Origin of the sequence: Bradyrhizobium sp. 17 (genome assembly GCF_023073515.1) — a bacterium.
Classification (GTDB): domain Bacteria; phylum Pseudomonadota; class Alphaproteobacteria; order Rhizobiales; family Xanthobacteraceae; genus Bradyrhizobium; species Bradyrhizobium canariense_D.
Map to the genome: position 1 here is coordinate 350,653 of NZ_JADPJQ010000130.1, position 22,895 is coordinate 373,547.

Annotated in this window: 25 protein-coding genes; 11 read left to right on the forward strand and 14 right to left on the reverse strand. The window is 64.8% G+C overall.

Features of this window, described 5'->3' with window-relative positions:
- Position 1: 1 nt before the first annotated feature.
- The 8 genes from IVB13_RS37915 to gmk all read left to right on the forward strand — a co-directional run bounded on the left by IVB13_RS37915 (position 2) and on the right by gmk (position 8,003).
- On the forward strand, positions 2-1,027 hold the full coding sequence (locus tag IVB13_RS37915) for a fatty acid desaturase family protein (protein WP_247368756.1): 1,026 nt from the start codon (positions 2-4) through the stop codon (positions 1,025-1,027).
- 187 nt (positions 1,028-1,214) lie between these two features.
- Positions 1,215-2,174, forward strand: coding sequence for an ACP S-malonyltransferase (fabD, locus tag IVB13_RS37920; RefSeq protein ID WP_026233738.1), 960 nt, complete (start codon positions 1,215-1,217; stop codon positions 2,172-2,174).
- Between the two features lie 102 nt (positions 2,175-2,276).
- Positions 2,277-3,014: a 3-oxoacyl-[acyl-carrier-protein] reductase gene (fabG, locus tag IVB13_RS37925; RefSeq protein ID WP_247368753.1), complete on the forward strand. Its 738-nt coding sequence runs from the start codon at positions 2,277-2,279 to the stop codon at positions 3,012-3,014.
- A gap of 307 nt (positions 3,015-3,321) precedes the next feature.
- Positions 3,322-3,561: an acyl carrier protein gene (locus IVB13_RS37930; protein WP_006020277.1), complete on the forward strand. Its 240-nt coding sequence runs from the start codon at positions 3,322-3,324 to the stop codon at positions 3,559-3,561.
- A 107-nt stretch (positions 3,562-3,668) separates the two neighbouring features.
- Complete coding sequence (fabF, locus tag IVB13_RS37935) at positions 3,669-4,934, forward strand: beta-ketoacyl-ACP synthase II (RefSeq protein WP_247368751.1); 1,266 nt, start codon at positions 3,669-3,671, stop codon at positions 4,932-4,934.
- Positions 4,935-5,059: 125 nt separating this feature from the next.
- Positions 5,060-6,334, forward strand: a complete 1,275-nt coding sequence (gene mltG / locus IVB13_RS37940) for an endolytic transglycosylase MltG (RefSeq protein ID WP_247492573.1) — start codon at positions 5,060-5,062, stop codon at positions 6,332-6,334.
- Between the two features lie 118 nt (positions 6,335-6,452).
- Positions 6,453-7,340, forward strand: a complete 888-nt coding sequence (locus IVB13_RS37945) for a YicC/YloC family endoribonuclease (protein WP_018459114.1) — start codon at positions 6,453-6,455, stop codon at positions 7,338-7,340.
- Positions 7,341-7,343: 3 nt separating this feature from the next.
- Complete coding sequence (gene gmk / locus IVB13_RS37950; protein WP_018459113.1) at positions 7,344-8,003, forward strand: guanylate kinase; 660 nt, start codon at positions 7,344-7,346, stop codon at positions 8,001-8,003.
- Here the strand turns inward: gmk and IVB13_RS37955 are convergent.
- The 5 genes from IVB13_RS37955 to IVB13_RS37975 form a co-directional block, all read right to left on the reverse strand.
- The gene (locus IVB13_RS37955; RefSeq protein ID WP_018459112.1) at positions 7,936-9,147 is read right to left on the reverse strand and encodes a hypothetical protein; all 1,212 of its coding nucleotides are present in this window, start codon (positions 9,145-9,147) and stop codon (positions 7,936-7,938) included. The genes gmk and IVB13_RS37955 overlap by 68 nt on opposite strands.
- A gap of 150 nt (positions 9,148-9,297) precedes the next feature.
- A complete protein-coding gene (locus tag IVB13_RS37960; RefSeq protein WP_204510992.1) occupies positions 9,298-9,786 on the reverse strand; it encodes a hypothetical protein in 489 nt (162 codons plus the stop codon).
- A 28-nt stretch (positions 9,787-9,814) separates the two neighbouring features.
- Complete coding sequence (locus IVB13_RS37965; RefSeq protein WP_247368749.1) at positions 9,815-11,161, reverse strand: caspase family protein; 1,347 nt, start codon at positions 11,159-11,161, stop codon at positions 9,815-9,817.
- 791 nt (positions 11,162-11,952) lie between these two features.
- Positions 11,953-12,564: a protocatechuate 3,4-dioxygenase gene (locus IVB13_RS37970; protein ID WP_026233735.1), complete on the reverse strand. Its 612-nt coding sequence runs from the start codon at positions 12,562-12,564 to the stop codon at positions 11,953-11,955.
- Positions 12,564-13,544: a tripartite tricarboxylate transporter substrate-binding protein gene (locus IVB13_RS37975; protein ID WP_085395982.1), complete on the reverse strand. Its 981-nt coding sequence runs from the start codon at positions 13,542-13,544 to the stop codon at positions 12,564-12,566. Before IVB13_RS37975 ends, IVB13_RS37970 begins: the two co-directional genes overlap by 1 nt.
- A 113-nt stretch (positions 13,545-13,657) precedes the next feature.
- Between IVB13_RS37975 and IVB13_RS37980 the strand changes: the two genes are divergently transcribed.
- Complete coding sequence (locus IVB13_RS37980; protein ID WP_018459107.1) at positions 13,658-14,650, forward strand: LysR family transcriptional regulator; 993 nt, start codon at positions 13,658-13,660, stop codon at positions 14,648-14,650.
- 165 nt (positions 14,651-14,815) lie between these two features.
- Positions 14,816-15,430, forward strand: coding sequence for a hypothetical protein (locus IVB13_RS37985; protein WP_018459106.1), 615 nt, complete (start codon positions 14,816-14,818; stop codon positions 15,428-15,430).
- Positions 15,431-15,493: 63 nt separating this feature from the next.
- On the opposite strand, the gene IVB13_RS37990 is transcribed toward IVB13_RS37985, so the two are convergent.
- Both IVB13_RS37990 and IVB13_RS37995 read right to left on the reverse strand, forming a co-directional pair.
- Positions 15,494-16,195 (reverse strand): Crp/Fnr family transcriptional regulator, encoded by a 702-nt coding sequence (locus IVB13_RS37990; protein ID WP_018459105.1) that lies wholly within the window; start codon positions 16,193-16,195, stop codon positions 15,494-15,496.
- Between the two features lie 17 nt (positions 16,196-16,212).
- Positions 16,213-16,452, reverse strand: a complete 240-nt coding sequence (locus IVB13_RS37995; RefSeq protein WP_247492583.1) for a hypothetical protein — start codon at positions 16,450-16,452, stop codon at positions 16,213-16,215.
- A 158-nt stretch (positions 16,453-16,610) separates the two neighbouring features.
- Here IVB13_RS37995 and IVB13_RS38000 point away from each other — a divergent pair, with 158 nt between their 5' ends.
- On the forward strand, positions 16,611-17,348 hold the full coding sequence (locus IVB13_RS38000) for a Crp/Fnr family transcriptional regulator (RefSeq protein WP_018459103.1): 738 nt from the start codon (positions 16,611-16,613) through the stop codon (positions 17,346-17,348).
- 9 nt (positions 17,349-17,357) lie between these two features.
- On the opposite strand, the gene IVB13_RS38005 is transcribed toward IVB13_RS38000, so the two are convergent.
- From IVB13_RS38005 to IVB13_RS38035, 7 genes are all read right to left on the reverse strand, one after another.
- Positions 17,358-18,074: a Crp/Fnr family transcriptional regulator gene (locus tag IVB13_RS38005; protein WP_085352920.1), complete on the reverse strand. Its 717-nt coding sequence runs from the start codon at positions 18,072-18,074 to the stop codon at positions 17,358-17,360.
- A 360-nt stretch (positions 18,075-18,434) separates the two neighbouring features.
- Positions 18,435-18,671 (reverse strand): hypothetical protein, encoded by a 237-nt coding sequence (locus IVB13_RS38010; RefSeq protein WP_247368743.1) that lies wholly within the window; start codon positions 18,669-18,671, stop codon positions 18,435-18,437.
- Between the two features lie 71 nt (positions 18,672-18,742).
- Positions 18,743-18,904 carry a Flp family type IVb pilin gene (locus tag IVB13_RS38015; protein ID WP_018459100.1) on the reverse strand — a complete coding sequence of 54 codons (162 nt, stop codon included), beginning with the start codon at positions 18,902-18,904 and terminating at the stop codon, positions 18,743-18,745.
- 89 nt (positions 18,905-18,993) lie between these two features.
- On the reverse strand, positions 18,994-20,052 hold the full coding sequence (locus tag IVB13_RS38020) for an alcohol dehydrogenase (protein WP_018459099.1): 1,059 nt from the start codon (positions 20,050-20,052) through the stop codon (positions 18,994-18,996).
- A 16-nt stretch (positions 20,053-20,068) separates the two neighbouring features.
- Entirely contained in the window at positions 20,069-20,929 is an 861-nt protein-coding gene (gene rsmA / locus IVB13_RS38025) for a 16S rRNA (adenine(1518)-N(6)/adenine(1519)-N(6))-dimethyltransferase RsmA (protein ID WP_247368741.1), read from the reverse strand.
- Positions 20,926-21,942 carry a 4-hydroxythreonine-4-phosphate dehydrogenase PdxA gene (gene pdxA, locus IVB13_RS38030; RefSeq protein WP_247368737.1) on the reverse strand — a complete coding sequence of 339 codons (1,017 nt, stop codon included), beginning with the start codon at positions 21,940-21,942 and terminating at the stop codon, positions 20,926-20,928. The genes rsmA and pdxA overlap by 4 nt, the downstream gene beginning before the upstream one ends.
- A complete protein-coding gene (locus IVB13_RS38035) occupies positions 21,942-22,868 on the reverse strand; it encodes a SurA N- domain family protein (RefSeq protein ID WP_026233734.1) in 927 nt (308 codons plus the stop codon). Before IVB13_RS38035 ends, pdxA begins: the two co-directional genes overlap by 1 nt.
- Between the last annotated feature and the right edge of the window lie 27 nt (positions 22,869-22,895).

The following is a 22,895-nucleotide window of genomic DNA, read 5'->3' on the forward strand; positions in this document are numbered from 1 at the left end:
CATGACTGCGCTTCGCATGCGTGCCCGCGATTTCCTGACCGACGAGCAACTTGCCGACGTGCGCCGGCGCGTGACCTGGAAAGGCGTCGCGCTGATCGCGCACGCCTGGGCGCTCATCATCGCGGCAATCGCCTTGGTCGCGTGGTGGCCCAATCCGATCACTTATGTGCTCGCCCTTGCCATCATCGGCTCGCGCCAGCTCGGGCTCGCGATCCTCATGCATGACGGCGCGCATGGCTGCCTGTCCCCCGACGAGAAGACCAATCTGACCCTAAGCCAGTGGTTCTGCGCCTATCCTCTGTTTGCGGAGACGCGCAGCTATCGGCGCTATCACCTTCAGCACCATGCGCGCACCCAGCAGGAGGACGATCCCGATCTCGTGCTATCGGCGCCGTTTCCGATCACGAAGCTGAGCTATCGCCGCAAGTTCATTCGCGACCTCACCGGGCAGACCGGCTACCAGCAGCGCAAGGCGCAATTGCTCAACGCGCTCGGGCCGAAGGACTGGCCATCGCGGCAGCGCGCGGCGCATTTGTGGGAGAAGCTTGGCCCGCAATGTCTGGTCAATGGCGCGATGTTCGCAGCGCTCACGGCGGCCGGCGTGTGGTGGGCCTATCCGCTGCTATGGCTGGTGCCGCTCCTGACCTGGATGATGGTCATCACCCGCATCCGCAACATCGCAGAGCACGCGGTCGTACCTGACAGCAACGATCCCCTGCGCAATACCCGCACCACCTATGCCAATTTCCTCGAGCGCTTGTTCATCGCGCCGTACTACGTGAACTACCACCTCGAACATCATCTCTTGTTCTACGTGCCCTGCTACAATCTGCCGAAGGTGCACCGCTTGCTGAGTGAGAGCCGGCATGCGGGCCGGATGGAGGTGCAACCGAGTTATGCCGCCGTGCTGCGGCTTGCGACCGCGAAGCCGAACCGCGATGACCGGCCGGGGCAATTGGTCAACAGCGCGCGCCGTGCGCAGGCGGGGTCCGAGGTCGATGCCAACCAGACGGCTGGCGGATTTTAGGAACCCGTCACTCCGGTTGAAGGCTGCCAGTCGAAGGCTGATCGAAGTTCCCATCTTGGCTTGACATTCCGGCCCCGGACAGTGTCTACGGCCCCCTTTGGAGCTTGATCCGGAACCATGGCCTAAGGCCGCGCGTCATCGGCTGCCGGTTCTCGCAGGGATCACGCCCGACAAGCAGGGAGCGCCGATGACGGCAGCATTCACATTTCCGGGGCAGGGTTCCCAGGCGGTCGGCATGGGCAAGGCCCTGGCCGATGCCTTTCCGGTGGCGCGCGCCGTGTTCGACGAGGTCGATGCCGCGCTGGGGGAGAAGCTGACGGCGACCATCTGGGATGGTCCGGCTGAAACCCTCCAGCTCACCCAAAACGCCCAGCCGGCCCTGATGGCGGTGTCTATCGCCACCCTGCGGGTGCTGGAGGCCGAAGCCGGGTTTTCCGTGCGGCGGGATGCGGCCTTCGTCGCCGGCCACTCGCTCGGCGAATATTCGGCGCTGGCCGCGGCCGACAGCCTGACGATTTCCGACACGGCGCGGCTGCTTCGCATCCGCGGTCTCGCAATGCAAAAAGCTGTGCCGGTCGGCGTCGGTGCGATGGCCGCTCTGCTCGGCCTCGACTACGAGGCCGCCGTGGCGGTGGCGGAGGAGGCCGCTCAGGGAGAGGTCTGCCAAGCCGCCAACGACAATGGCGGCGGGCAAGTGGTCGTCTCCGGCGACAAGGCTGCGGTCGATCGCGCCGTCGAGATCGCCAAAACCAAGGGCGCTAAGCGAGCAATGCTGCTGCCGGTGTCCGCACCGTTCCATTGCAAACTGATGCAGCCGGCTGCCGACGCAATGGCGGAGGCGCTGGCCGGGGTCACGATCAAGGCGCCGGCCGCCCCGCTGGTGTCGAATGTGCTGGCGAGCGCGATCACCGATCCCGACGAGATCCGCCGGCGCCTGGTCGAGCAGGTCACCGGCACTGTGCGGTGGCGCGAGTCGGTTGCCTATATGGCGGGGCAGGGCGTCACCCGTTTCTTTGAGATCGGTGCCGGCAAGGTGCTGACGGGCCTGGTCAAGCGTATCGCAGACGGTGCCGTCGGCGTTGCGGTCGGTGGTCCCAACGACATTGCTGCTGCCAAAGATGCATTGGCTGCTGCCAAGCAGGCCTGAAGCGCGATAATTCGTCGTCGCGCGCGAGTTCTACAGTTGACGCACGACCCTTTCGGAAAACCGCTGCGCGCGTTTCCGGATCGTGCCTTGGAGGAGTTATCGATGTTCGATCTGACTGGCAAAAAGGCGCTCGTCACCGGCGCAACTGGCGGCATCGGCGGCGCGATCGCGCAGGCGCTGCACGCGCAGGGCGCCACCGTCGCGATATCGGGGACGCGCAAGGAAGTGCTGGATGAGCTTGCAGGCAAGCTCGGCGAGCGCAACCATGTGCTGCCCTGCAATCTCTCCAAAGTCGAGGAGGTCGAAGGGCTGGTGCCCGCTGCGGAGGCGGCGATGGGACAGGTCGACATCCTCGTCGCCAATGCCGGCATCACGCGCGACAATCTCTTCGTGCAGCTCCGTGACGAGGACTGGGAGGAGGTCATCAACATCAATTTGACCTCGACCTTCCGCCTTGCCCGCGCCGCAACCAAATTGATGATGCGCAAGCGCTTCGGCCGCATCATCGCCATCACTTCGGTGGTCGGCGTCACCGGCAACCCGGGGCAGGGCAATTATACTGCGTCGAAGGCAGGCCTGATCGGGATGATCAAGACGCTGGGTGCCGAATACGCCAAGCGCGGCGTCACCGCGAACTGCATCGCTCCCGGCTTCATCAAGACCCCGATGACCGATGCGCTCAACGACAAGCAGCGCGAAACGATTCTGACCAAGGTTCCGGCCAATCGCCTGGGGACGCCAGAGGACATCGCGGCGGCCGCCGTCTACCTGAGTTCGAACGAAGCGGCCTATGTCACCGGCCAAACCATCCACGTCAACGGCGGCATGGCCATGATCTGACGCCTCATGCCGCACCGCCCCTTGGGCAGCCGAATGCGGCAAACGGCCGTTTCCGGAGCGAAATGAGGCTTGTAGTCAACGCAATTGAAGTATGATAACCGGACCTTCAACGGATGGGCAAAGAACGCCATTGCAGGTTTTTGAAACCCTGTATATTGGCGATGCGGAGCCTTGGCCGTCATTCGCCGGGCCTGCATCGGTTAGGATGGGGCCAGATCAAAGTTCGTAAGCGAAGGCAGTCAACGACCACGACGGCTCGTATCGTCCCGGGGGGTCGGGTCTACAGGGAACAACACGAGGTTATGCAATGAGTGAGATTGGCGAGCGGGTTAAGAAGATCGTGGTCGAACACCTTGGTGTTGAACCCGAGAAGGTTGTCGACGCTGCGAGCTTCATCGACGACCTCGGCGCCGACAGTCTGGACACCGTCGAGCTGGTGATGGCGTTCGAAGAGGAATTCGGTTGCGAGATTCCGGACGATGCCGCGGAAACGATTCTCACCGTCGGCGACGCCACCAAGTTTCTCGAGAAGAACGCGAAGAGCTAACGCTCTTCATTTCGCGGGGACAACATTGAAACCGGACGGACCGCCCAACAGCGGTCAGCCGGTTTCTTGTTATTGGCCGTGAATCTTTCGATGCGGAGTTTTCGGACATGAGGCGGGTTGTCGTTACGGGTCTTGGCATGGTTTCGCCACTCGGCTGCGGAGTCGAGCCGACCTGGAAGCGCATCCTCGACGGCGAAAGCGGCGCACGCAAAATCGAGAGCTTCGATGTCTCCGATCTTCAGACCAAGATCGGCTGCACGGTCGTGCGCGGCGACGGCACCAACGACACTTTCAATCCCGACATCTGGATGGAGCCGAAGGACCAGCGCAAGGTCGACGACTTCATCATCTTCGGCATGGCCGCAGCCGGCCAGGCGCTCGACGATGCCAACTGGCATCCCGAGACCGAAGAGGATAAATGCGCCACCGGCACCATGATTGGATCCGGCATCGGCGGCCTCAACGGTATCGCCGAGACTGCGGTCCTGCTGAAGGAACGCGGGCCGCGCCGGGTCTCGCCGTTCTTCATTCCGGGCCGCCTGATCAATCTCGCCTCCGGTTATGTCTCGATCAAGCATGGGCTGAAGGGGCCGAACCATTCGGTGGTCACGGCCTGCTCGACCGGCGCTCACGCGGTCGGCGATGCCGCCCGCCTGATCGCGCTCGGCGATGCCGACGTCATGGTTGCGGGCGGCGCGGAATCGCCGATCGGCCGCATCGGCATTGCCGGCTTCAACGCCGCGCGTGCGCTCTCGACAGCCTTCAACGAAACGCCTGAGAAGGCCTCGCGTCCTTACGACAAGGACCGGGACGGCTTCGTGATGGGCGAGGGCGCCGGCGTTCTGGTCCTGGAAGAGCTCGAACACGCCGAGCGCCGCGGCGCGAAGATCTATGCCGAGGTGATCGGCTACGGTCTCTCGGGCGATGCCTACCACATCACCTCGCCGTCACCCGACGGCGACGGTGGCTTCCGCAGCATGACGGCAGCGCTCAAGCGCGCCGGCCTCACCGCGTCCGATCTCGACTACATCAATGCGCACGGCACCTCGACACCGCTCGGTGACGAGATCGAGCTCGGTGCGGTCGAACGTCTGCTCGGCAATGCCGCTTCCAAGGTCGCGATGTCCTCGACCAAATCGTCGACCGGTCACCTTCTGGGTGCGGCTGGCGCGATCGAGGCGATCTTCGCCATTCTCGCGATTCGCGATAATGTCGTGCCACCGACCATCAACTTGGACAATCCATCGGTCGAGACTGCGATCGATCTCGTGCCGCACAAGGCGAAGAAGCGCGAGGTCAACGTCGCGTTGTCGAATTCTTTCGGTTTTGGCGGTACCAACGCGTCGGTGATCTTCCGGCGTCCGGTCCAATAGTTTGTGTTTGCGACGAATCCACCGTTTTGCCGTATTCGGCGATAGTCATACAAGTGGGCGCGTGTACTTGGCCAGACAAGCGATTGTCGGGTCGCATTTGAACCGGCAGGATTCAGGTTGCTTCGATGAGTGAAAGGCCGCCCATTTCGCCCCGGAGCCCGCGGGCAGCGCTCGAGCCCGAGCAGGTCCCGCCGCCGCCGAAGCGATCGGACCGCGCGCGCAATCCGTTCGTGATCGTCGGCAACGCCATCATCACCCTGCTGCTGATTGCAATGATCGGTGCGGGCGGCGTGTACTATTACGGCCGGCAGGTGCTCGAGGCGCCGGGACCGCTGAAGGAAGACAAGATCGTCAATATCCCGCAGCGCGCCGGCAAGCGCGACATCGCCGAGACGCTGAACCGGGAACGCGTGACCGACGTCAATCCGTGGGCGTTCATTGCCAGCGTCGCTGCGTTGAAGGCGAGCTCGGACCTCAAGCCCGGTGAATACTCGTTCCAGAAGAACGCGTCCTTGCGCGACGTCATTGCCACAATCGTCGAGGGCAAGGTGGTGCAGCATGCCGTGACGATTCCGGAGGGCCTCACCTCCGAGCAGATCGTGGCGCGCCTGTCCGACAACGACATCTTCACCGGCAGCGTGCGTGAGCTGCCGCGCGAAGGCACGCTGCTGCCCGAGACCTACAAGTTCCCGCGCGGCACCCCGCGCGATCAGGTGATCCAGCGCATGCAGCAGGCGCACAAGCGCGTGCTGACCGAGATCTGGGAGCGCCGCAATCAGGACATTCCGGTCAAGAGTCCGGAGCAACTGGTGACGCTGGCCTCGATCGTCGAGAAAGAGACCGGCAAGCCTGACGAGCGCAGCCGTGTCGCCGCGGTGTTCGTCAATCGCCTGAAGCAGAGGATCAAGCTGCAGTCCGATCCCACGATCATCTATGGCCTCGTCGGCGGCAAGGGCACGCTCGGCCGTCCGATCAAGCGCAGCGAGATCACGCAGCCTTCGCCCTACAACACCTATGTCATCGAGGGCCTGCCGCCGGGCCCGATCTCCAACCCCGGCCGCGCCTCGCTCGAGGCTGCCGCCAACCCGGCCCGTACCCGCGACCTCTATTTCGTCGCGGATGGTACCGGCGGGCATTCCTTTACCGAGACCTACGACGCGCACCAGAAGAACGTCGCCAAGCTGCGCGCCATGGAAAAGCAGATCCAGAACGACACGGTCGAGCCGGCCGAGGACGCGCAGCCGCCGGCCGGCGCCGCGCCCGGCGCCGCCGATACGCCGACGGCGACGACGCCGGCACGCCCCAGCCAGCAGAAGAAGCCGCCGGCCGCTCGCCCCGCGGGTCCGCCGCCGGCCCGACAAGGCGCGGTGCAGGCCTCGCCCCCGGTGGTGCAGCGCTAGGCCTGCGCGTAGACCTGCCCCGCGGGACTTTGCGGATTACATTTTCCTGCAAAATAGTCTTAAGATTCGCGTGGCTTGATGGCCGCGCGAATCCCGTGCTTCTGGAGAAATTGACCTGATGGCGTTGTCGTCCATGACCGGCTTTGCCCGAAGCCACGGCGCGAGTGGGCCGTATACGTTCGAATGGGAATTGAAGTCGGTCAATGCCAAGGGCTTTGACTTGCGGGTGCGGCTGCCGCAGGGGTTCGACGAGCTTGAGGCTCATGCCAAGAAGCGCGCCGCCGAGCTGCTCTCACGAGGCACCGTCTACGCCAATCTGACCGTCAAGCGGGCCAATGCAGCCACCAGCGTCCGCGTCAACGAGGACGTGCTCAACGCCGTCCTCAAGGCCGCCGCCGTGATCGCCGGCAAGGTCGATGCGGTCGCGCCGAGCGTCGACGGGCTTTTGGCCATCAAGGGGGTCATTGAGGTCGCCGAGCCCGAGGGCGACGAGGAGGAGGACAAGGCCGCGCGCGCCGCCGCCGCGGATGCCTTCGACAAGGCGCTCGCCGAACTCGTCGAGATGCGCAAGCGTGAGGGGACCTCGCTCGGGCAGATCCTGATCCAGCGCGTCGACGAGGTCGAGCAGCTGGCGAAGAAGGCGGAGGCCGCGCCCGGTCGCAAGCCCGAGGCGGTCAAGGCCAGGCTCGCCGAGCAGATCGCGAGCCTCCTCGACACCTCCGACCGTTTTGATTCCGACCGCCTGATGCAGGAAGCGATCCTGATTGCGACCAGGGCCGACATCCGCGAGGAGCTCGATCGGATCGCCTCGCACATCGCGCAGGCGCGCGAGCTGATCGGCAAGGGCGGCCCGGTCGGGCGCAAGCTCGACTTCCTGGCGCAGGAGTTTCACCGCGAAGTCAACACCTGCTGCTCGAAGTCGAACGACATCGAGCTGACCAATACGGGGCTCGCCATGAAGAACGTGGTCGAGCAGTTCCGCGAGCAGGTCCAGAATCTGGAGTGATCGATGACGATTGGCGGTCACGGAACTGATGGTGTCGAGCGGCGCGGATTGATGTTCGTGCTGTCCTCGCCGTCGGGCGCGGGCAAGACGACGCTGTCGCGCATGTTGATCGACCGTATGCCCGGCCTTCGAATGTCGGTGTCGGCGACCACGCGGGCGATGCGGCCGGGCGAGGTCGACGGCAGGGATTATTCGTTCGTCGACAAGGCTACCTTCGGCGCGATGGTGAAAGCCGACCAGCTGCTGGAATGGGCGACCGTGTTCGACAACAGTTACGGCACGCCGCGTGCGCCGGTCGAGGCGGCGCTGTCAGCCGGGCAGGACGTGCTGTTCGACATCGACTGGCAGGGCACGCAGCAGCTCCGAGAGAAGGCGCGCGCCGACGTCGTCAGCGTGTTCATCCTGCCGCCCTCGGCTGCCGATCTCGAGAAGCGGCTGCATTCGCGCGCGCAGGATTCCGACGAGGTGATCCGCAAGCGCATGAGCCGCGCCAGCCACGAGATGAGCCACTGGGCCGAGTACGACTACATCGTCATCAACCACGACGTTGACGAGGCCTTCGCCGAGGTGCAGTCGATCCTGAAGGCCGAACGCCTCAAGCGCGAGCGGCAGACCGGCCTCGTGGGCTTCGTGCGAGGTCTGCAAGGTCAACTTCAAGGCTAGTAGGCTGCGTCAGCCGCGGCCCGTCCTTCGCCAACCGTTCCAGCATCGTCGTGATCACGTCGATGTCGATGGCGTTCTCGACTCCCGCGTCGTCATGGCCGGCCGGCTCTTCGTCATTCACGTCGTTGGCCGCGAGCTGCGGTGCGGCCTCGATCTGGAATTCTCCGTTGAAGATATCGGCCTCGTCGAGCTCTGCGGCCTCGACGTGGACTTGGTCTTGCGCTTGCGGGGCGAGCTCGTCGATCACATCGATCTCGCGATCGATCGCGGCGAGCTGCGCGGTCTTGAGCTGGGTTGACTGCGGACGCAGGGCATCGAAATCCACCGGGCGGGGCTGCCGAGCGTGCGGCGCGCCGGCGGGCGCAGCGTTGAGCCAGGGTGCACGGCCATCGTCGTGATCGTGCGGCTCAAAATTGTCCCAGTTGACGCGGCGCTGGTCGGCGGCCTGGACGCGCATGCGTCCACCGGCGAAGCGGTAGATGACGCTGGCGAGGATGCCGGCAAGCGCCAGCGCGCCGCCGATCACGAGCAGCAGCATCTGGAGCGAGCCGGTCTGCTTGTCGGCGGTGCTGTCTGCCGCGGCCAGAGCCATCGGAGCAGGGGACTTCGCCGGCTTCGCGGTCGGCTGCGCGGCGGCCGCGACAGGTGCAGGCGACGGCTGCTCTGTGGGCGCGGCGGACGCCGTGGAGGCGTCGGGCCAGCGCCCGGCGACGGCGGGCTGCTGTGCGTTGGCGTCAGCGGAGGGGTTCGCAGCTTGCTGCGTCGGCGCCGGTCCCGCCTGTGCAGGCGTCTTCACGGCGGCGATGCTCTGCGGCGTCAGATATTCGGCGCGCGCGTCCTCGACCGAGTGCTGCTGCGGCACGGCTGAATCCGCTGCAGGCGTATCGGGCGCAGTCTGTGCGGTTTGGGTGGCCTTGCCGCCTTCGGCGCGCAGATACCAGCACTGCCGCTTGGTCGCGCGCTCGAGGCGATAATGCCAATGCTGGCCCTGCGGCGCGGCGCCCTTTGGCGAGCCAAGGCAGTCGCTCGCGGCATTTGCCGTGCTCGGTGGCGTCGATGCATTCTGCGACACGGCGGCAAGTGGCGCGCCGGCAATGATGCTGCCTACGAGGGCAGATAAGAATTTTGCGGTGCGGTTGCCCATCCTGGTCTCCCGATTACGCATGACGCAACTCGTTACCTTCCCTTTGTCGTCAAAGACTTGGGTGGCAATGAGCCGCAAATCCGGAGAGGATGTGGCCTGAATCGGGCTTGCGCGGCGTTCGTTCCCCCGCGAAACCAGACTTTTTCGCTGCTATTGCTTGGTCGAAGTCCAGGTTCCGCCGCAGCCGTCCGAGCGGCGGAAGGAACCGGAGCCGCTGCGGGCAGCGAGGCGGCCCGAGCCGGTAAAGGTCACGCCATCACCTTGACCGAACGTGCTGACCGCGCCGCTCGCGCTGACGGTACCCGTGACGCCTTGGCCTATGACCTTGCCCGAGGAGACCACGACCGCGCCGGACGTGGTGCCGCCGCAGCCGACGCTGACGACCATCCAGGCGCCGTCGAAACTCCCGCCACCGCCTCCACCACCGCGTCGCGAGGAGCTGCGCGGCTCCTCGGCGGGCTTGCTGCGACGCGCCGAGGGGGCCGGCTCGGCGGAACGATCCGACCGCGAGCCGGACAGCGATTTCTCGTCATTGCCGATCGAGCCGCCGGCGCTGCCGGACTGCGCAACGGCGGACGGTGGAGCGCCGACGGCGGACAGGAAGACGGTCAGGGCAATCGCAGGGATGATGGCGCGCATGAGTAAAAATCCAGAATGAAAAATCGTATCAGCGGCCGGAGCCGTCGGCACAGACGGAACCGATAATGCGGCAAGCTTTGCCAGCCTTGCCGCATTCGTCAAGCGCGGCATCTTTCGCGCGCTGCACGCTGTCGCGCTGGACCAGCGACCAGGATTTGTCGGAGATCGCGAACGCGCCGCAGCGGTTGCCATAGAAAGACAGCTCGATCGGACATTTGGCGCCGGCGCAATTGCCGCGCGCATCCGCCACCGCCGCGCGCCGCGAGGCGTGGTTCCAGGAGATGCCCCATTTGCTGCCGTCGGGGCCGTAGACGATCGAGCCCCATGGCTTCAGGTCCTCCATCTTGCGCATCCGCAACAGCAGGCCTTCGGTGGCTTCGCCCGTCGGCGCCATGGAAATCCGCTGCTGGAGTTTCGTGATCGCGCGGGTCAGTCCATCAGGGCTGTCAGGATCGAAATTGAGCTCGTAGAGCCGCTCGCTGAGTTCGCTCAGCAGGGCGGCATCGCGCAAGGGGACGCGGTCCGGATCGGCGCGCAGCCGATCCGCCGGCGGCGGATCGGGCTGCATCGCTGCGACCTGCGGCGGCGCGGTTTGCGTGGGGGCGACGAAATAGAAGGTGCCGTCGATCGGCGAGGACGACACCCAGGGCTGCTGCGCGCCGGACGTGGCGCGCTTCACCGCGAGGCCGACCTGGTTGAAGGTCTGGAACACGTCGAGGCCCGCGGTCCGGACCGTCGCGGCCAAGGCCTTGGTGTAGGGGCTGTGGCCGTCGCTGCCGTCCTGGGCGACGTTGCCGGGTTGGGTTGCGTAGGAGATCAGCGTGCCCTCGGGCGCGCGCATCTGCGCGAGGCCGCCATCGGAGGCGCGCAGGCCGCGTGAGCCGAAGGGGTTGTTGCGGCAGGCGTCCAGGATCACGAGGTTGAGGCGCGTGCCCGATCCCTGCATCTGGCGCAGCACGAGGTTGACATCGGTCATCTGGAAGTCGACGTCGGCCTCGCGGGTCGGATTGGCGCCGACCGGCACGAGATAGTTGGCGCCCGAGACCTGCACGCCGTGGCCGGCATAATAGAACAGCGCGACGTCGGCGCCCTGCACCTGCCGGCCAAAGCTCTGCACCGCCAGATCCATCGCGCCCTTGTCAAGATCGAGCTGGGCGCGGCCTCCGACCAGCGTAAAGCCGAGCAGGCCAAGCGTGTCCGCCATCAGGCTCGCGTCCTTGGATGGATTGTCGAGCGGCGTGATGTTCTTGTAGGCGGAGTTGCCGACCACGAGCGCGATGCGCTTCTCGGCCGATGCCGGGTGCGTTGCGACGACGAGCAGGGCTGCGACCAGCATCGCCAGCCCCGGGACGCGATTGAAAATCCTCGCGCGCATCAAAATTCCCCAAACAATATCGCCATTCTACCAGCTCGAGGCGCGGGCGAAAAGCGGTGCGACAGTGTGTACAGCGTTGGCCGGTCGCGCCGGGGAGGGCGCACGCTTGCGCGTTCCCGCGGCAGATTCTGCCCGAACCTTGCTGCCGTTCATCGCCCAACTGGAGGCCAAAGGGCGCAGGGAAGGTCGGGCGCCGGCGGCACCCGTTGGTCCGTGCGCTACAGGAATGCACACGGGGTGGACCGATAGGGTGGCCGATCGCCCGGCCTTCCCTGCGCGGATGGTTTTAACGGTGTCCTTCGTGCTCTCCCCGGGGAGCGATGCACTATTGCCCCCGTCGCCTGGCCGATCGATGATGCGCGCGCCCGGTCGGGCCGCCACATCACCGCGAGGCTTGACGCACAGACCCCGGGCGTCAGGACCACACGACTTCTCCATCCGCGGACGGTCCGGCCGAAATCATCGAGGGCTTGCGTGTGCTCACCCCCGATGACCGACAAGCCCGCTCTCCAGCGCCGTGTCGTACGCGTCGCGCGAGGACTCACGGTTGCCCGCCCTGTCGTCACGCCGCCCGCGCCGTCGCTGCCGCGTCCACCGCCACCCGGCCCGCATGTCGTGACGGTCGCGAACGCCCCTTTGGCAGGGCCAGGATGACGGGCGTATGCCACAAATCCGAAATTCGGAAAAGCGAAATATTTTTGCGCGGAGGCCTTGACGGGGGTGTTTTGCCCGACGCGTCAGCGCCGGTGGCGAACGACCCAAATCGGGCTTGGAGCCACCTGAAACGCTTGTCATCCGCTGGCAAGAACAATGTCGAAATGCGCGATCAACGCATGCCTCTCAAGGCGTGATGGCGAATTTTGCAGAGTAACGATTAACCTTTCCGGATGCGGGGCCGCATTGAGCCAGCGGTCGGTCACGTTTTCTTCTTCGCCAGCGAAATACAACTGGGTCACCAGGCAATCGAACCGCCCCTCAACGGTGAGATGAATGTGCGGCGGCCTGACCTCGCCCTCTGCTGTCGGATAGCGGCCCGGTTTGACGGTACGAAAGCTGTAGTGCCCGGCCGCATCCGTTGTGAGACGCGCGAAGCCTTTGAAATTGGGATCGAGCGGCGCCGGATTGATATCACTCGGATGACGATATTTCCCCGCCGCGTTGGCTTGCCAGATGTCAATGCGTGCATGCGGCACCGGCGCTCCCGAACGCGTGAGCACGCGTCCGCTGAGATGGATGAGCTGGCCCAGCGCCTCAGCGGTGCTGCCGCTTGGACGCGCCAGATCGGTTGCCAGATCGGGGTGCTCCGAGACCGGGTAGAACGGGCCGACAATCTGCGGCGGCGTGATCGCCAATGCTGCTGCATCGCGGCCACTCGTCTGGGCTTTGGATGGGGTCTGGCTCATCAAGGCAGCTTGATATCCGCATCCTTGACGACCTTGGCCCAGTGGGCGATGTCACTCCGGATTCCCTCACCAAATTCTGCGGCGGTGCCACCCACGGCTACGGCTCCTATCTTGTCGAGGGAAGCGCGGATCTTCGGCTCGAGAAGTACCTTGTTAATTGCCTTGTTGAGCTGCGACGTTACTTCCGCAGCCGTTCCACGCTTCGCTGCAAAGCCGATCCAATCGGCTGTCACCAGATCGGGAAAGCCTGCCTCGATCACAGTGGGAATGTCTCCCAGGGCAGCAATCCTGGTGGGGGCGGTGACGGCAAGCGCTCGCAACTTGCCGGTCGCAATGAGGTCAATAACCGGAAGCGTGGTGACAAACATGTATTGGACGTTGCCGCTGATCAGATCGGTGATTGCTTGGGAAAACTGCTGGTAGGGCACGTGGGTGGCGCGCACGCCCGCCTGCAATGCAAACATTTCGCCGATCAGGTGCGAGGGGGTGCCGAAGCCCGCGGAAGAGAAGTTGAGCTTCCCTGGCTTGCTCTTGAGCAACGCCACCAGACCGGCTAACGAGTCGACCGGCAAGGAAGGCGTTGTAACGAGCACGGTGTAGGATTTCGATATCTTGATCACCGGATCGAAATCCACATCCGCCCGTGTCTCCGCCTTCGGAAGCAGGGCCGGGGTGACCGTCATCGGAAGGCTCATGGTCAGCAGTGTATAGCCGTCCGCCGGACGACCGCTCACGTCGTTCATGGCAATGGTCTGCAGCGCACCGGGGCGATCTTCCACCACAAGTCGCCAGCCTTCATTGGCGGCGAGCTCGTCGGCGATCATGCGGCTGATGATGTCGGGCGGTGTCCCCGCGCCGGCAGGGACGACAACACGTATGAGATTGGACGGATAAGGCTGCGCGGCGACCTTGCCGGGCAGCAACAATCCCGCGAGGCTTCCGAGCAGGAAGGTGCGACGGGGTACGTGAATGTTCGACATGGCTGCTCCAATCCTTGGCGGTGGAGGGTAACGCGAATTGCAGCTTGTCCCGCGGACCTATATAAGAAAAGTTCTATTTCTCGATAGTTCTATTCCATTTCGGAAAGGGTCGCATGCTCGATGCATCCCAGATCAGCCGTCGGATCAAGCTGCGGCAACTGAACGTGTTTATCGCCGTCGTGGAATACGGGAGCATGGCGAAGGCGGCCGAGCACCTAGCAATTTCTCAGCCTGTCATATCCAAGATGATCGCAAGCCTGGAGCAAACGATCGGCCTTCCGCTTCTGGAGCGCAGCCGGCTCGGCGTTGAGCCCACGCTTTACGGCAAGGCCTTGCTCAAGCGCAGCATTGCTTTGTGCAACGATTTGCGGAGTGGCGTCGACGAGCTGCAATCGCTCGCTGATCCCGCGGTGGGTGAATTGCGCATTGGCAGCACCGAGCCCGTGATGGCCGGACTACTGCCGGCCATCATTGACCGGCTATCCCGGCAATATCCGAGGCTCGCGCTTCACATCATCGAGGGCGAACCGCCGGAGCTTCAGGATCGTCATCTGCGCAATCACGACATCGACCTCATGATAGGGCGCCTGCCGAGCCCGACACCGGCTGCCGATACTGATGTCGAAGTGCTGTTGCACGAAAGCGGTGTCGTTGTCGCAGGCTTGCACAGTCCGTGGGTGGGGCGGCGCAAGATCCGCCTCGACGAGCTGGTCAACGAGCGTTGGTGCCTGCCGCCGCGCGAAAGCTTTCCGGGCGGCTGGATTGCCAACGCATTTCACGCCTCCGGGCTGGAGGTGCCACGTGCCAGCGTAACCGTGTATTCGATCCTTATGCAGTCGGCGTTGCTCTCGTCGGAACGATTCCTGAGTTTCCTTCCGGCATCGATGTTGCACTTCAGCGCGAAGCGGCTGTCGATGAAGGTTTTACCGGTGGAAATGCCTATTCAGATGTGGCCGATCGGGATCATTGCGATGAAGGGCAGAACGCCAAACCCTGCTCAGCGGCTGCTCGTCGAGTGCGCCCGGGAGGTCGCAAAGCCGCTCGCAGGTAAGCGAAACGCGCGTCGTTCCGCTCCTGCGCGGCCATCGTCGGCTACCCCGGGGTAAGGCGCTGGCCGGGCGAGCGCAGGAGCATTCCGGAGTGCTGCCGCGGAACGATTTCTGGAAGGCTTGTCTTCGCCGGAAATGACGCCGAGGAGATGGCGGTCCAACCGGATCACCTCGGGAAACTTATGCTTCCGGCCGTCGTTTAATTGCGGCTGAGGAGACGCCATGCCGATCAAGGACCAGATCAAAAATCTCGCCAAGAAGTTCGTTGAGGATCACCCCGACGCGGCAACGCTGCGGGCGCTCGTGCGGGCTCGGAAGCCGACAGCCATCCGTTTCCAGGACGATGGCATCGTGCCGAATAACCCGCATTTTCCCGTCTTGCTCTATCGCGGCGCGGTGAACCTGAAGACCCGGCGTTTTGCTCCAGAGGTCATCATCGACACGCTGTTCGATCGTCACGGCTGGGGCCGCTCTTGGCGCGATACGGTTTATGACTTTGTCCACTATCATTCGCAGATCCACGAAGTGATGGGCGTGGCACGCGGCACGGCCAGGATCGAGTGCGGCGGGATCAAGGGGCGAATCCTGAGCGTGAAGGCCGGAGATGTTCTGGTCCTTCCCGCAGGCACCGGACACCGACTGATCGAGTCCAGCCGGGACTTCCTGGTCGTCGGAGCGTATCCGCAGGAGGGGACGTATGACGAGTGCACCGACACGCGAGAGCGTCCTGACGCCAGCAAACGCGTCGCCAAGGTCCGCAAGCCGAAGACCGATCCCGTGCTGGGTGCCGGCGGCCCGTTGCTCAAATCATGGCGGATAAAGCCATCGCGATCGTGAGGCGGGGGATCGCTTTTGCTGTGCCGGTTCGAATGTCGTTCGTTGGGACGCCGCCCGTCTTTGTCAGGTCAGATAATCCGGCGTGAAATCCGCGAGCGCGCGGAGCTCGTCGGGTTGCAACAGCTCGATCTCGCTTCCCTCCCAGGCAATCAATCGGCGCCCTCTCAGCTCCTGGATGGTGCGATTGACGTGGACGATCGACAGTCCGCAGGCATCGGCGACGTGCCGCTGCGTCATCGGCATCTGGAAGCGGCCGTTCTTGACGAGGCCCACGACCTCCAGCCTTGCGGCGAGCTCGCAGATCAGATGGGCCACCTTCGGCAGTGCCGCCTGTGCGCCGAGGCGCGCGATCCATTGTCGCGAGATCGCCGCATCGATCAGCGTCTCGCGCCAGAACGCGCGGGTCAGGTGAATGGAGCCGTCGAGCAGCTGCTTGAGTTGGCTGTGTGCGACGTAGCCGACGAGGGAAGGGCCAAGACCGACGAGGTCCGCATCCATCGGCGAGACCAGCAGCGTGTGGAGGCACGGCATGTCGCCGGGAACGTGGAAGGCGAGGATCTGGCTGCGATCGCCGACGATGCGCGCCTGATAGAGGAAGCCGCTGACGACGAAAACGCAGCGAGAGGTATCTTCACCCTGGCGCAGCAGGGTCTCGCCGTCGGAGACCTGGCGCAGCGTGGACGGCAGAGCCGCGATCTGGCGGCGTTCGTCGTCGGAGAGGCCTTCAATCGCCTGGAGATGTGCGATGAACTTGGGGTGCGGCATGGAGAGGAGGAGGTGTTTCAGTCGTCACCCGGCATCGCCGGCTCGAGCAGGCATCGTGAGAGTTTCGCGATGGTCCAATCGGACACGGGAACCGCCTGGAACTCGCGGATGGTGCGCGCAAGCTCCTGATCCGACATCGGCCGCGCCGGCTCCTTCAGCGTGCCTCGCTGGAAGGCAGCGCTGATACTGTCCAGGTGCTCGCCCGACTCCGATGCGAACAGGTGGCGAATGCGCTTCAGGATCGTCGTAGAGCTCATGCGAATGGCGGGCGCAGTCAGCGATCGAGGGACGGTGGGCTGCGACCAAGTAATGTCGCAGACCGGTAGCAACCTGTGCTTCCGACCCGCGTTCTAGTCCGCTGGATACGGGCCAGATGTATCATTTGATCGAACCGGCAGGATTTTTGGCGGGACCTATGGAAAAAGCGCATGACGTGCTGATCCGGAATTTGGGCGAGCACACCGCACTCGCCCAGGAGGATGTCGCCGAAATTCGCGGGCTGACCTTTGTGCAGCGCGAGTTCGCGCCGAACGAGGATTTCATCCGTCAGGGCGACGAACCCGAGCATTCGGCGCTGGTCGTCTCCGGCATGATCGCGCGCTACCATTTGCTCGACAGCGGCCGGCGGCAATACCTCGCGTTCCATCTGTCCGGCGACCTGCCGGACTCCCAGGGCTTGTTCATCGACCAGATGGACCATGGCCTCTGCGCCCTCGGGCCTGCCTCGGTGGCCTTCATCCCGCATCGCGAATTGTTCATTGCCTTCCGGCGACGACCGACCTTCGCGCTGTCGGTTTGGCGCGAGACCCTGCTCGATGCCGCGATCTTTCGCGAGGCCATCACCAACAACAGCGCCCGGCCGATGCACGCGCGCATGGCACACCTGTTCTGCGAGCTGTTCTACCGCGCCCGCGCAGCGCAGCTCGTCCGCGGCAATCGCTGCCGCCTGCCGCTCAGCCTGGCGCAGCTCGGCGAGACCTTGGGTATGGCGATCGCGACGGTGAACCGGACGCTCGCCGACCTCAGGCGGAGCGGGACCATGGACATGCACGACGGCGAGCTCATCGTCATGAAATGGCGCGAATTGCAGCGGCTCGGAGGCTTCAGTCCGACCTATCTGCACTTGAAGCGCCAATCGCCGCCGCATGCGTGAGACCTAAAGCTAACCGTCCGCGGCCGTGCGTCCCATCACCTCGTCAAAGTGCTTCTTCACCCAGTCGTTGCAGGAGCAGGCTCTGGCTTCGAGCGCCGGCGCATCTAGGATCAGGATGGCGCCGCGGCGTGTCGCGAGGATCCGCCTGGCCTTGAACATCTGGATGACGCGGCTGGCATAGCTGCGGGACACGCCGAGCATGCCGGCCAGCTGCTCATGGGTGAGGGGGATCTCGGGGCCGCCGACGTGCTCCTGCGCGGAGATGATCCACTTGGCGGCGCGCTGCTCGATCGAATGCGCGGCATTGCAGGCCGCGGTCTGGAGCAGCTGCGCGAACTGGCAGTCGGCGTAGCGAGAGAAGATTTGCAGAAGCGTGGCCGACCTCTGTTGGGCCTGCTCGAGCACGCGCGGCGGCAGCCGCAGCAGGGTGCCGCCCAGCTTCACGACGATGCGCGAATAGGCCAGCGAGGCGCTGCGGCCGGCGGCAATGCCCACCGCGCCCTCGCGCCCGACCAGCAGGCTTTCGACCTCGCGATCGTCCTCGACCGGCACGGCGAACGACACGAGCGTGGAACGGCAGGGAAAATGGACCGCCGCCACCTCGTCGCCGGCATGATAAAGGATGTGGCTCGCCTCGAGTTCGACCGGCTGGAGGTGCGGCGCGAGCAGTTCGAAATCCGGGCGGCTGAGCTGCTGGAGAAGATCGTTCTGGGGCCGACCGGTCACATGTCTTGCTCTGGCCGGGAATCGGCACCGGCCAGAACCCTACGTTTCCGTGACGGAGCCGACGGTTCCAAAGTGCACACAAGGCGTTTTTCAGCCGTTGAAAAATGGCCTCCGGCTTGCGGAATTCCAGAAAGTTTTGGCGAAGCATGGGACGAGGCAATGGCGCAGCCGAACCCAGCGGCCTTCAACATTGCGAGCTCTGTGCAGGAGTGCACACAGCAGGGCGCGGCTCCAGCGTAGCGCGCTCGTCGCGGAGCGCCGCAGCCCGTGCGCTCTGCCCGACGGACCGCCGGCCTATACCTCAACGCCGCCGGGCCGGCGGGCCCGAGGGCGGCCGGGATGTTCATCACCCGAAGTTCGTCACCCGAAGCGTGCTTCGCAATCGTGCGCGGGCCGGCCTTTTTCCGCGTGGGCGCGATAGGCATCGATCGCCCTGTTGGCGAGCATCAGTTGCCGGCGCTCGCCGGTCCTGAGCTGGGCCTCAATGGCGTCGAGCAGGACGTTCGCCGTCTCGTCCGGGGAGCCGAGCTCTCCGCTCCGCTCCAGGAAACTCCAGGCGATGAAGAATGCGTTCTCGACGGTGCAGCGAATGGACATGGCTGCCAACGCGGCGCGGCCGTTGCCGTTCCGCGGGACAGACGAATGCTTTGAATTGGCGCGCGTGCCCGCTACTTCAGCGAGCTGCCGATCGAGGTGAACTTCTTGTTCAGCGTCGCGCCGAGATTGTTGACGACGGCGATGATCGCAAGCGCAATGCCGGCGGCGATCAGGCCGTACTCGATCGCTGTGGCGCCGGACTCGTCGGCGAGGAAGCGGCGGATCGTCTGCATGGTTGCCAGAAATCCAAAAAGAGAGCTGGCGGGGACCGTATCTGCAGAGAGCGGGTTCCCCAATTTGGAACACGGGTCTGCGTCAGTTTCTAGTTCTTGAGCACGATGCGGCCGACGACCTTGCCGGCGCGAAGCTCGTCGATCCATGTTTGGACGTCGGCCATCGGCTCCTCGCGCATCGGCGTCGGCTTGATCTTGCCGGCGCGGGCGAGCGCCATCAGCTCGTGAGCCTCGGTGAGTGTGCCGACCATGAAGCCCTCGATGGTCATGCGCTTGTAGACCCATTGCACCATCGGCAACGTGAACTGGCCCCCCATCAGGCCGGAGACCACGATCTTGCCGCCGCGCGCGGCGACGGCGACCGCGAAAGCCATGGACTTCTCGTTGCCCGCGAAGTCGACGATCTCGTCGAAGCCGCCATCGGTTTCCTTGAGGATGCGCTTGACCACGTCGGGCTCGGCCGGATCGTAGGCCACCGCCGCGCCGTTCTTCAGCGCGGTTTCGCGCGCGGCACCGCTGAGGTCGGCGACCGTGATCGGCTGCTTGAACATGGCCGCCGCGAAGGAAAGGCCCATCATGCCGACACCGCCGAGGCCGATCAGCAGGAGGTTGCGCTGGCGCGGCCGGTCGACCAGGCGCTTGAGCGCGCCGTAGGCGGTGACGCCGGAGCACATCAGCGTCGCGGCCTGGTTGACGGGCAGGGGATCGTAGTCGAGCAGATATTTCGCGTCGGGCACCAGCACGTGGGTGGCGAAGCCGCCGTCGATGGAGACGCCGAGAAAGCGCTGTCTGGCGCAGAGATTCTCGTCGCCATTGGCGCAGTCGCGACACTGGCCGCAACCGATCCACGGAAACACCGCCTTCTTGCTGCCGACGAGACCGGCGAATACCTCGGGGCCGACTTCGTCGACCACGCCCGCGATCTCGTGGCCGAGCGTGAAGGGCAGCGTCATGCCGCGCGTGGTGTCGAGCTTCTTGCCGCCGCCGAGATCGGCGTAGCCGTCCTGGATGTGCAGATCGGAGTGGCAGAGGCCGCAACGCTCGATCCGCACCAGCACCTCTCGACCTTGCGGCTTCGGCGTCTCGACGATGGTCTCGCACAGCGGCGCATCGAACTTGACGAGGGACTGCCGACGCATCAACGCCATATTTCTTCCTCCGAAATTATCTCTCTGTTTCGCTGCGTATATTGGCCAATTCACGGGCCATGGCAACAAAGCCGGAAATCGGAACGGTCTCCGCGCGCCGCGTCGCATCCACGCCGGCAGCTGCGGCGAGCCGCGCGGGATCGGCGCCGAGCGCCTTCAGGCTTTGCCGCAGCATCTTGCGGCGCTGGCCGAAGGCGGCGGCCGCGACCTGTTCGAGCAGCTTGCGATCGCAGGCGAGAGGCGTTTCGCGCGGGATCAGTCGCACAACGGAAGACGTAACCTTCGGCGGCGGCACGAAGGCGGACGGCGCGATGTCGAACAGGATCTTGGTCTCGCAGCGCCAATTGGCGAGCACGCCGAGTCGGCCGAAGGCCTCTTCGTCCTCGCGCGCCACGATGCGCTCGCCGACCTCGCGCTGGAACATCAGGACCATCATTTCGTACCAGGGCGGCCAGGGTTCGGTGGTGAGCCAGCCGACGAGGAGGTGGGTCGCGATGTTGTAGGGCAGGTTGGCGACGATTTTTGCTCTTTCGCCTGATAGCAGCGGGCGCGGGTCGAAGGTCATGGCGTCGCCATGGACGATCTCGAGTCGGCCGGGATAGCGCGCAGCAATATCCTGCAAGGCAGGGATCGCGCGCTCGTCATGCTCGATGGCGATGACGCGTCTGGCGCCGAGCGCGAGCAGGGCGCGCGTCAGCCCGCCCGGGCCGGGGCCGATCTCGATGATGGTGGAATCCTCGAGTGGAGCCGCCGCACGCGCGATGCGCGCGGTGAGATTGAGGTCGAGGAGGAAGTTCTGGCCGAGCGATTTGCGCGCCGACAAGGCGTGCTGGCGAATGACCTCGCTAAGCGGCGGGAGGTCATCGATCGTGCTCATCGGGTTTTCGCAGCCGCCATCCGGCTCGCAAGCCTCAACGCAGCGATCAGGCTTGCCGGATTGGCCTTGCCGGTGCCGGCGATGTCGAAGGCGGTGCCGTGGTCGGGCGAGGTGCGGATGAAGGGCAGTCCGAGCGTGACGTTGACCGCGTCATCGAAGGCCACAGTCTTGATCGGGATCAGCGCCTGGTCGTGGTACATGCAGACGGCGCAGTCATAGCTGTTTCGCGCGGCTTCGTGGAACATGGTGTCGGCGGGGAGCGGTCCCTTCGCCTCGATACCGTCGCCCCGCAACGTCTTGATCGCCGGCGCGATCACGGTCTGCTCCTCGTGGCCGAGCGAGCCGTCCTCGCCCGCGTGCGGATTGAGGCCGGAAATCGCGATGCGCGGATTCGCGATGTCGAAGCGGGATTTGAGTTCGGTCGCGACGATGCGCACGGTCGAGATGATCAGCTCGCTGGTGAGCTGGGCCAGTGCATCGCGCAAGGAGACGTGGATGGTCACGGGCACTACGGCGAGCCGCGGCGACCACAGCATCATCACCGGCTGCGGCGTGGGGCCGTCTTCCGCGGCGAGCTCTGCGAGGAATTCGGTATGGCCGGGATGGCGGAAGCCGGCACTATAGAGCACGCTCTTGGCAATCGGATTGGTGACAACGGCGCCGGCGCGGCCCTCGCGGACATCCGTGACCGCCTGGCGGATCGAGGCGAGCGCGGCCGGCGCGCTCGATGCGTCGGGCTTGCCGGGCGCGGCGCTCGCGGGCTCGCCGGACGCAACCACGGGCAGGGCCTCGGGGAAGGCGGCCTCGGCCTCGCCGGTGGTCACCGAAGCGATCCTGACGGCAGCGCCGAGCGCCTTGGCGCGGCGGGCGATCAGCGCCTCGTCGCCGAGCAGATAGAAGGCGGGCAGGTCCAGTTCGCGGCGCTTGAGCCAGGCTGCGATGGTGATGTCGGGGCCGATGCCGGCAGGCTCTCCCAGCGTCAGGGCGAGGGGCTTGGCAGGCTGCTTGGCCATCAGCGGTTGCGATACTCGATCATCGCCGCCTTGCGGAGCTCCTCGAGATAGGTCTTCTGGGTCTTCTCGTACTTCTCCTGATACATCTTCTCGCGGACCTCGCGCTTCTTCGGCGTGTCGATCATGGTCGGCTTGCGCGAGCACAGCACCACCATCTCGATGCCTGCCTTGGTCGTCTCGGGCGCGGTCAGGTGGCCGATCGGCGTGTCGTCGAGCACCTTACGCAGCGCCTCGGGTAATTCAGCGGTGGTCTTGGTGACGACGTCGCGGATGGTGGCGTTCGGCGTGGAGCGGAACAGCGAATTGGCTTCTTCGCAGCTTCCGACGCGCGAGCGATACTGCTCGGCTTCCTTATGCCGCGTCTCCAGGAACGCCGGCGACGAGCCCCGTGGCACGATCAGCACGATCGGCTGCATCTTGTATTCGGTGCCCTCGATCTGCAGCTTGTCGCCGGTCTGGGCCTGCACGGCCTGCGCGACGTCCTTCTCGCCGACCAGCAGCTTCTCCTTGAAGCGGCCGCGCACGAGGCTGGTCCAGACCATCTCGGCCTTCATGCGGCTCTTCAGGGTTTCGGGGCGGACGCCCTTGACCTCGAGCGACTTGGTGAGCTGGTCCGGCGAGATGCGCATGCGCTGCGCCATGCCCTCGTAGGACTGGTTGATGTCGGAGACGCCGGGGTCGACACCATATTTCTTGCCTTCCTTCATCTTCACCCGGTCGTCGATCAGCTCGTTGATGACGTCCTGGCGGGCCGGTGTCTTCTGCGTCGTCAGCTGGTCGAGCTTGGAGCGCTGCTCGATGTCGAAGTCGGTGATGGGATCGCCGTTGACCATCAAGACGATGTTCTGCGCACGCAACGGCGCGCCGGCCAGCAGCAGGGCGGCGAGGATGAGGAAGAGGCGGAAGACAGGCAATGGGATCGTCATATTTGTCGCTCGCATGTCAGCCGAGGT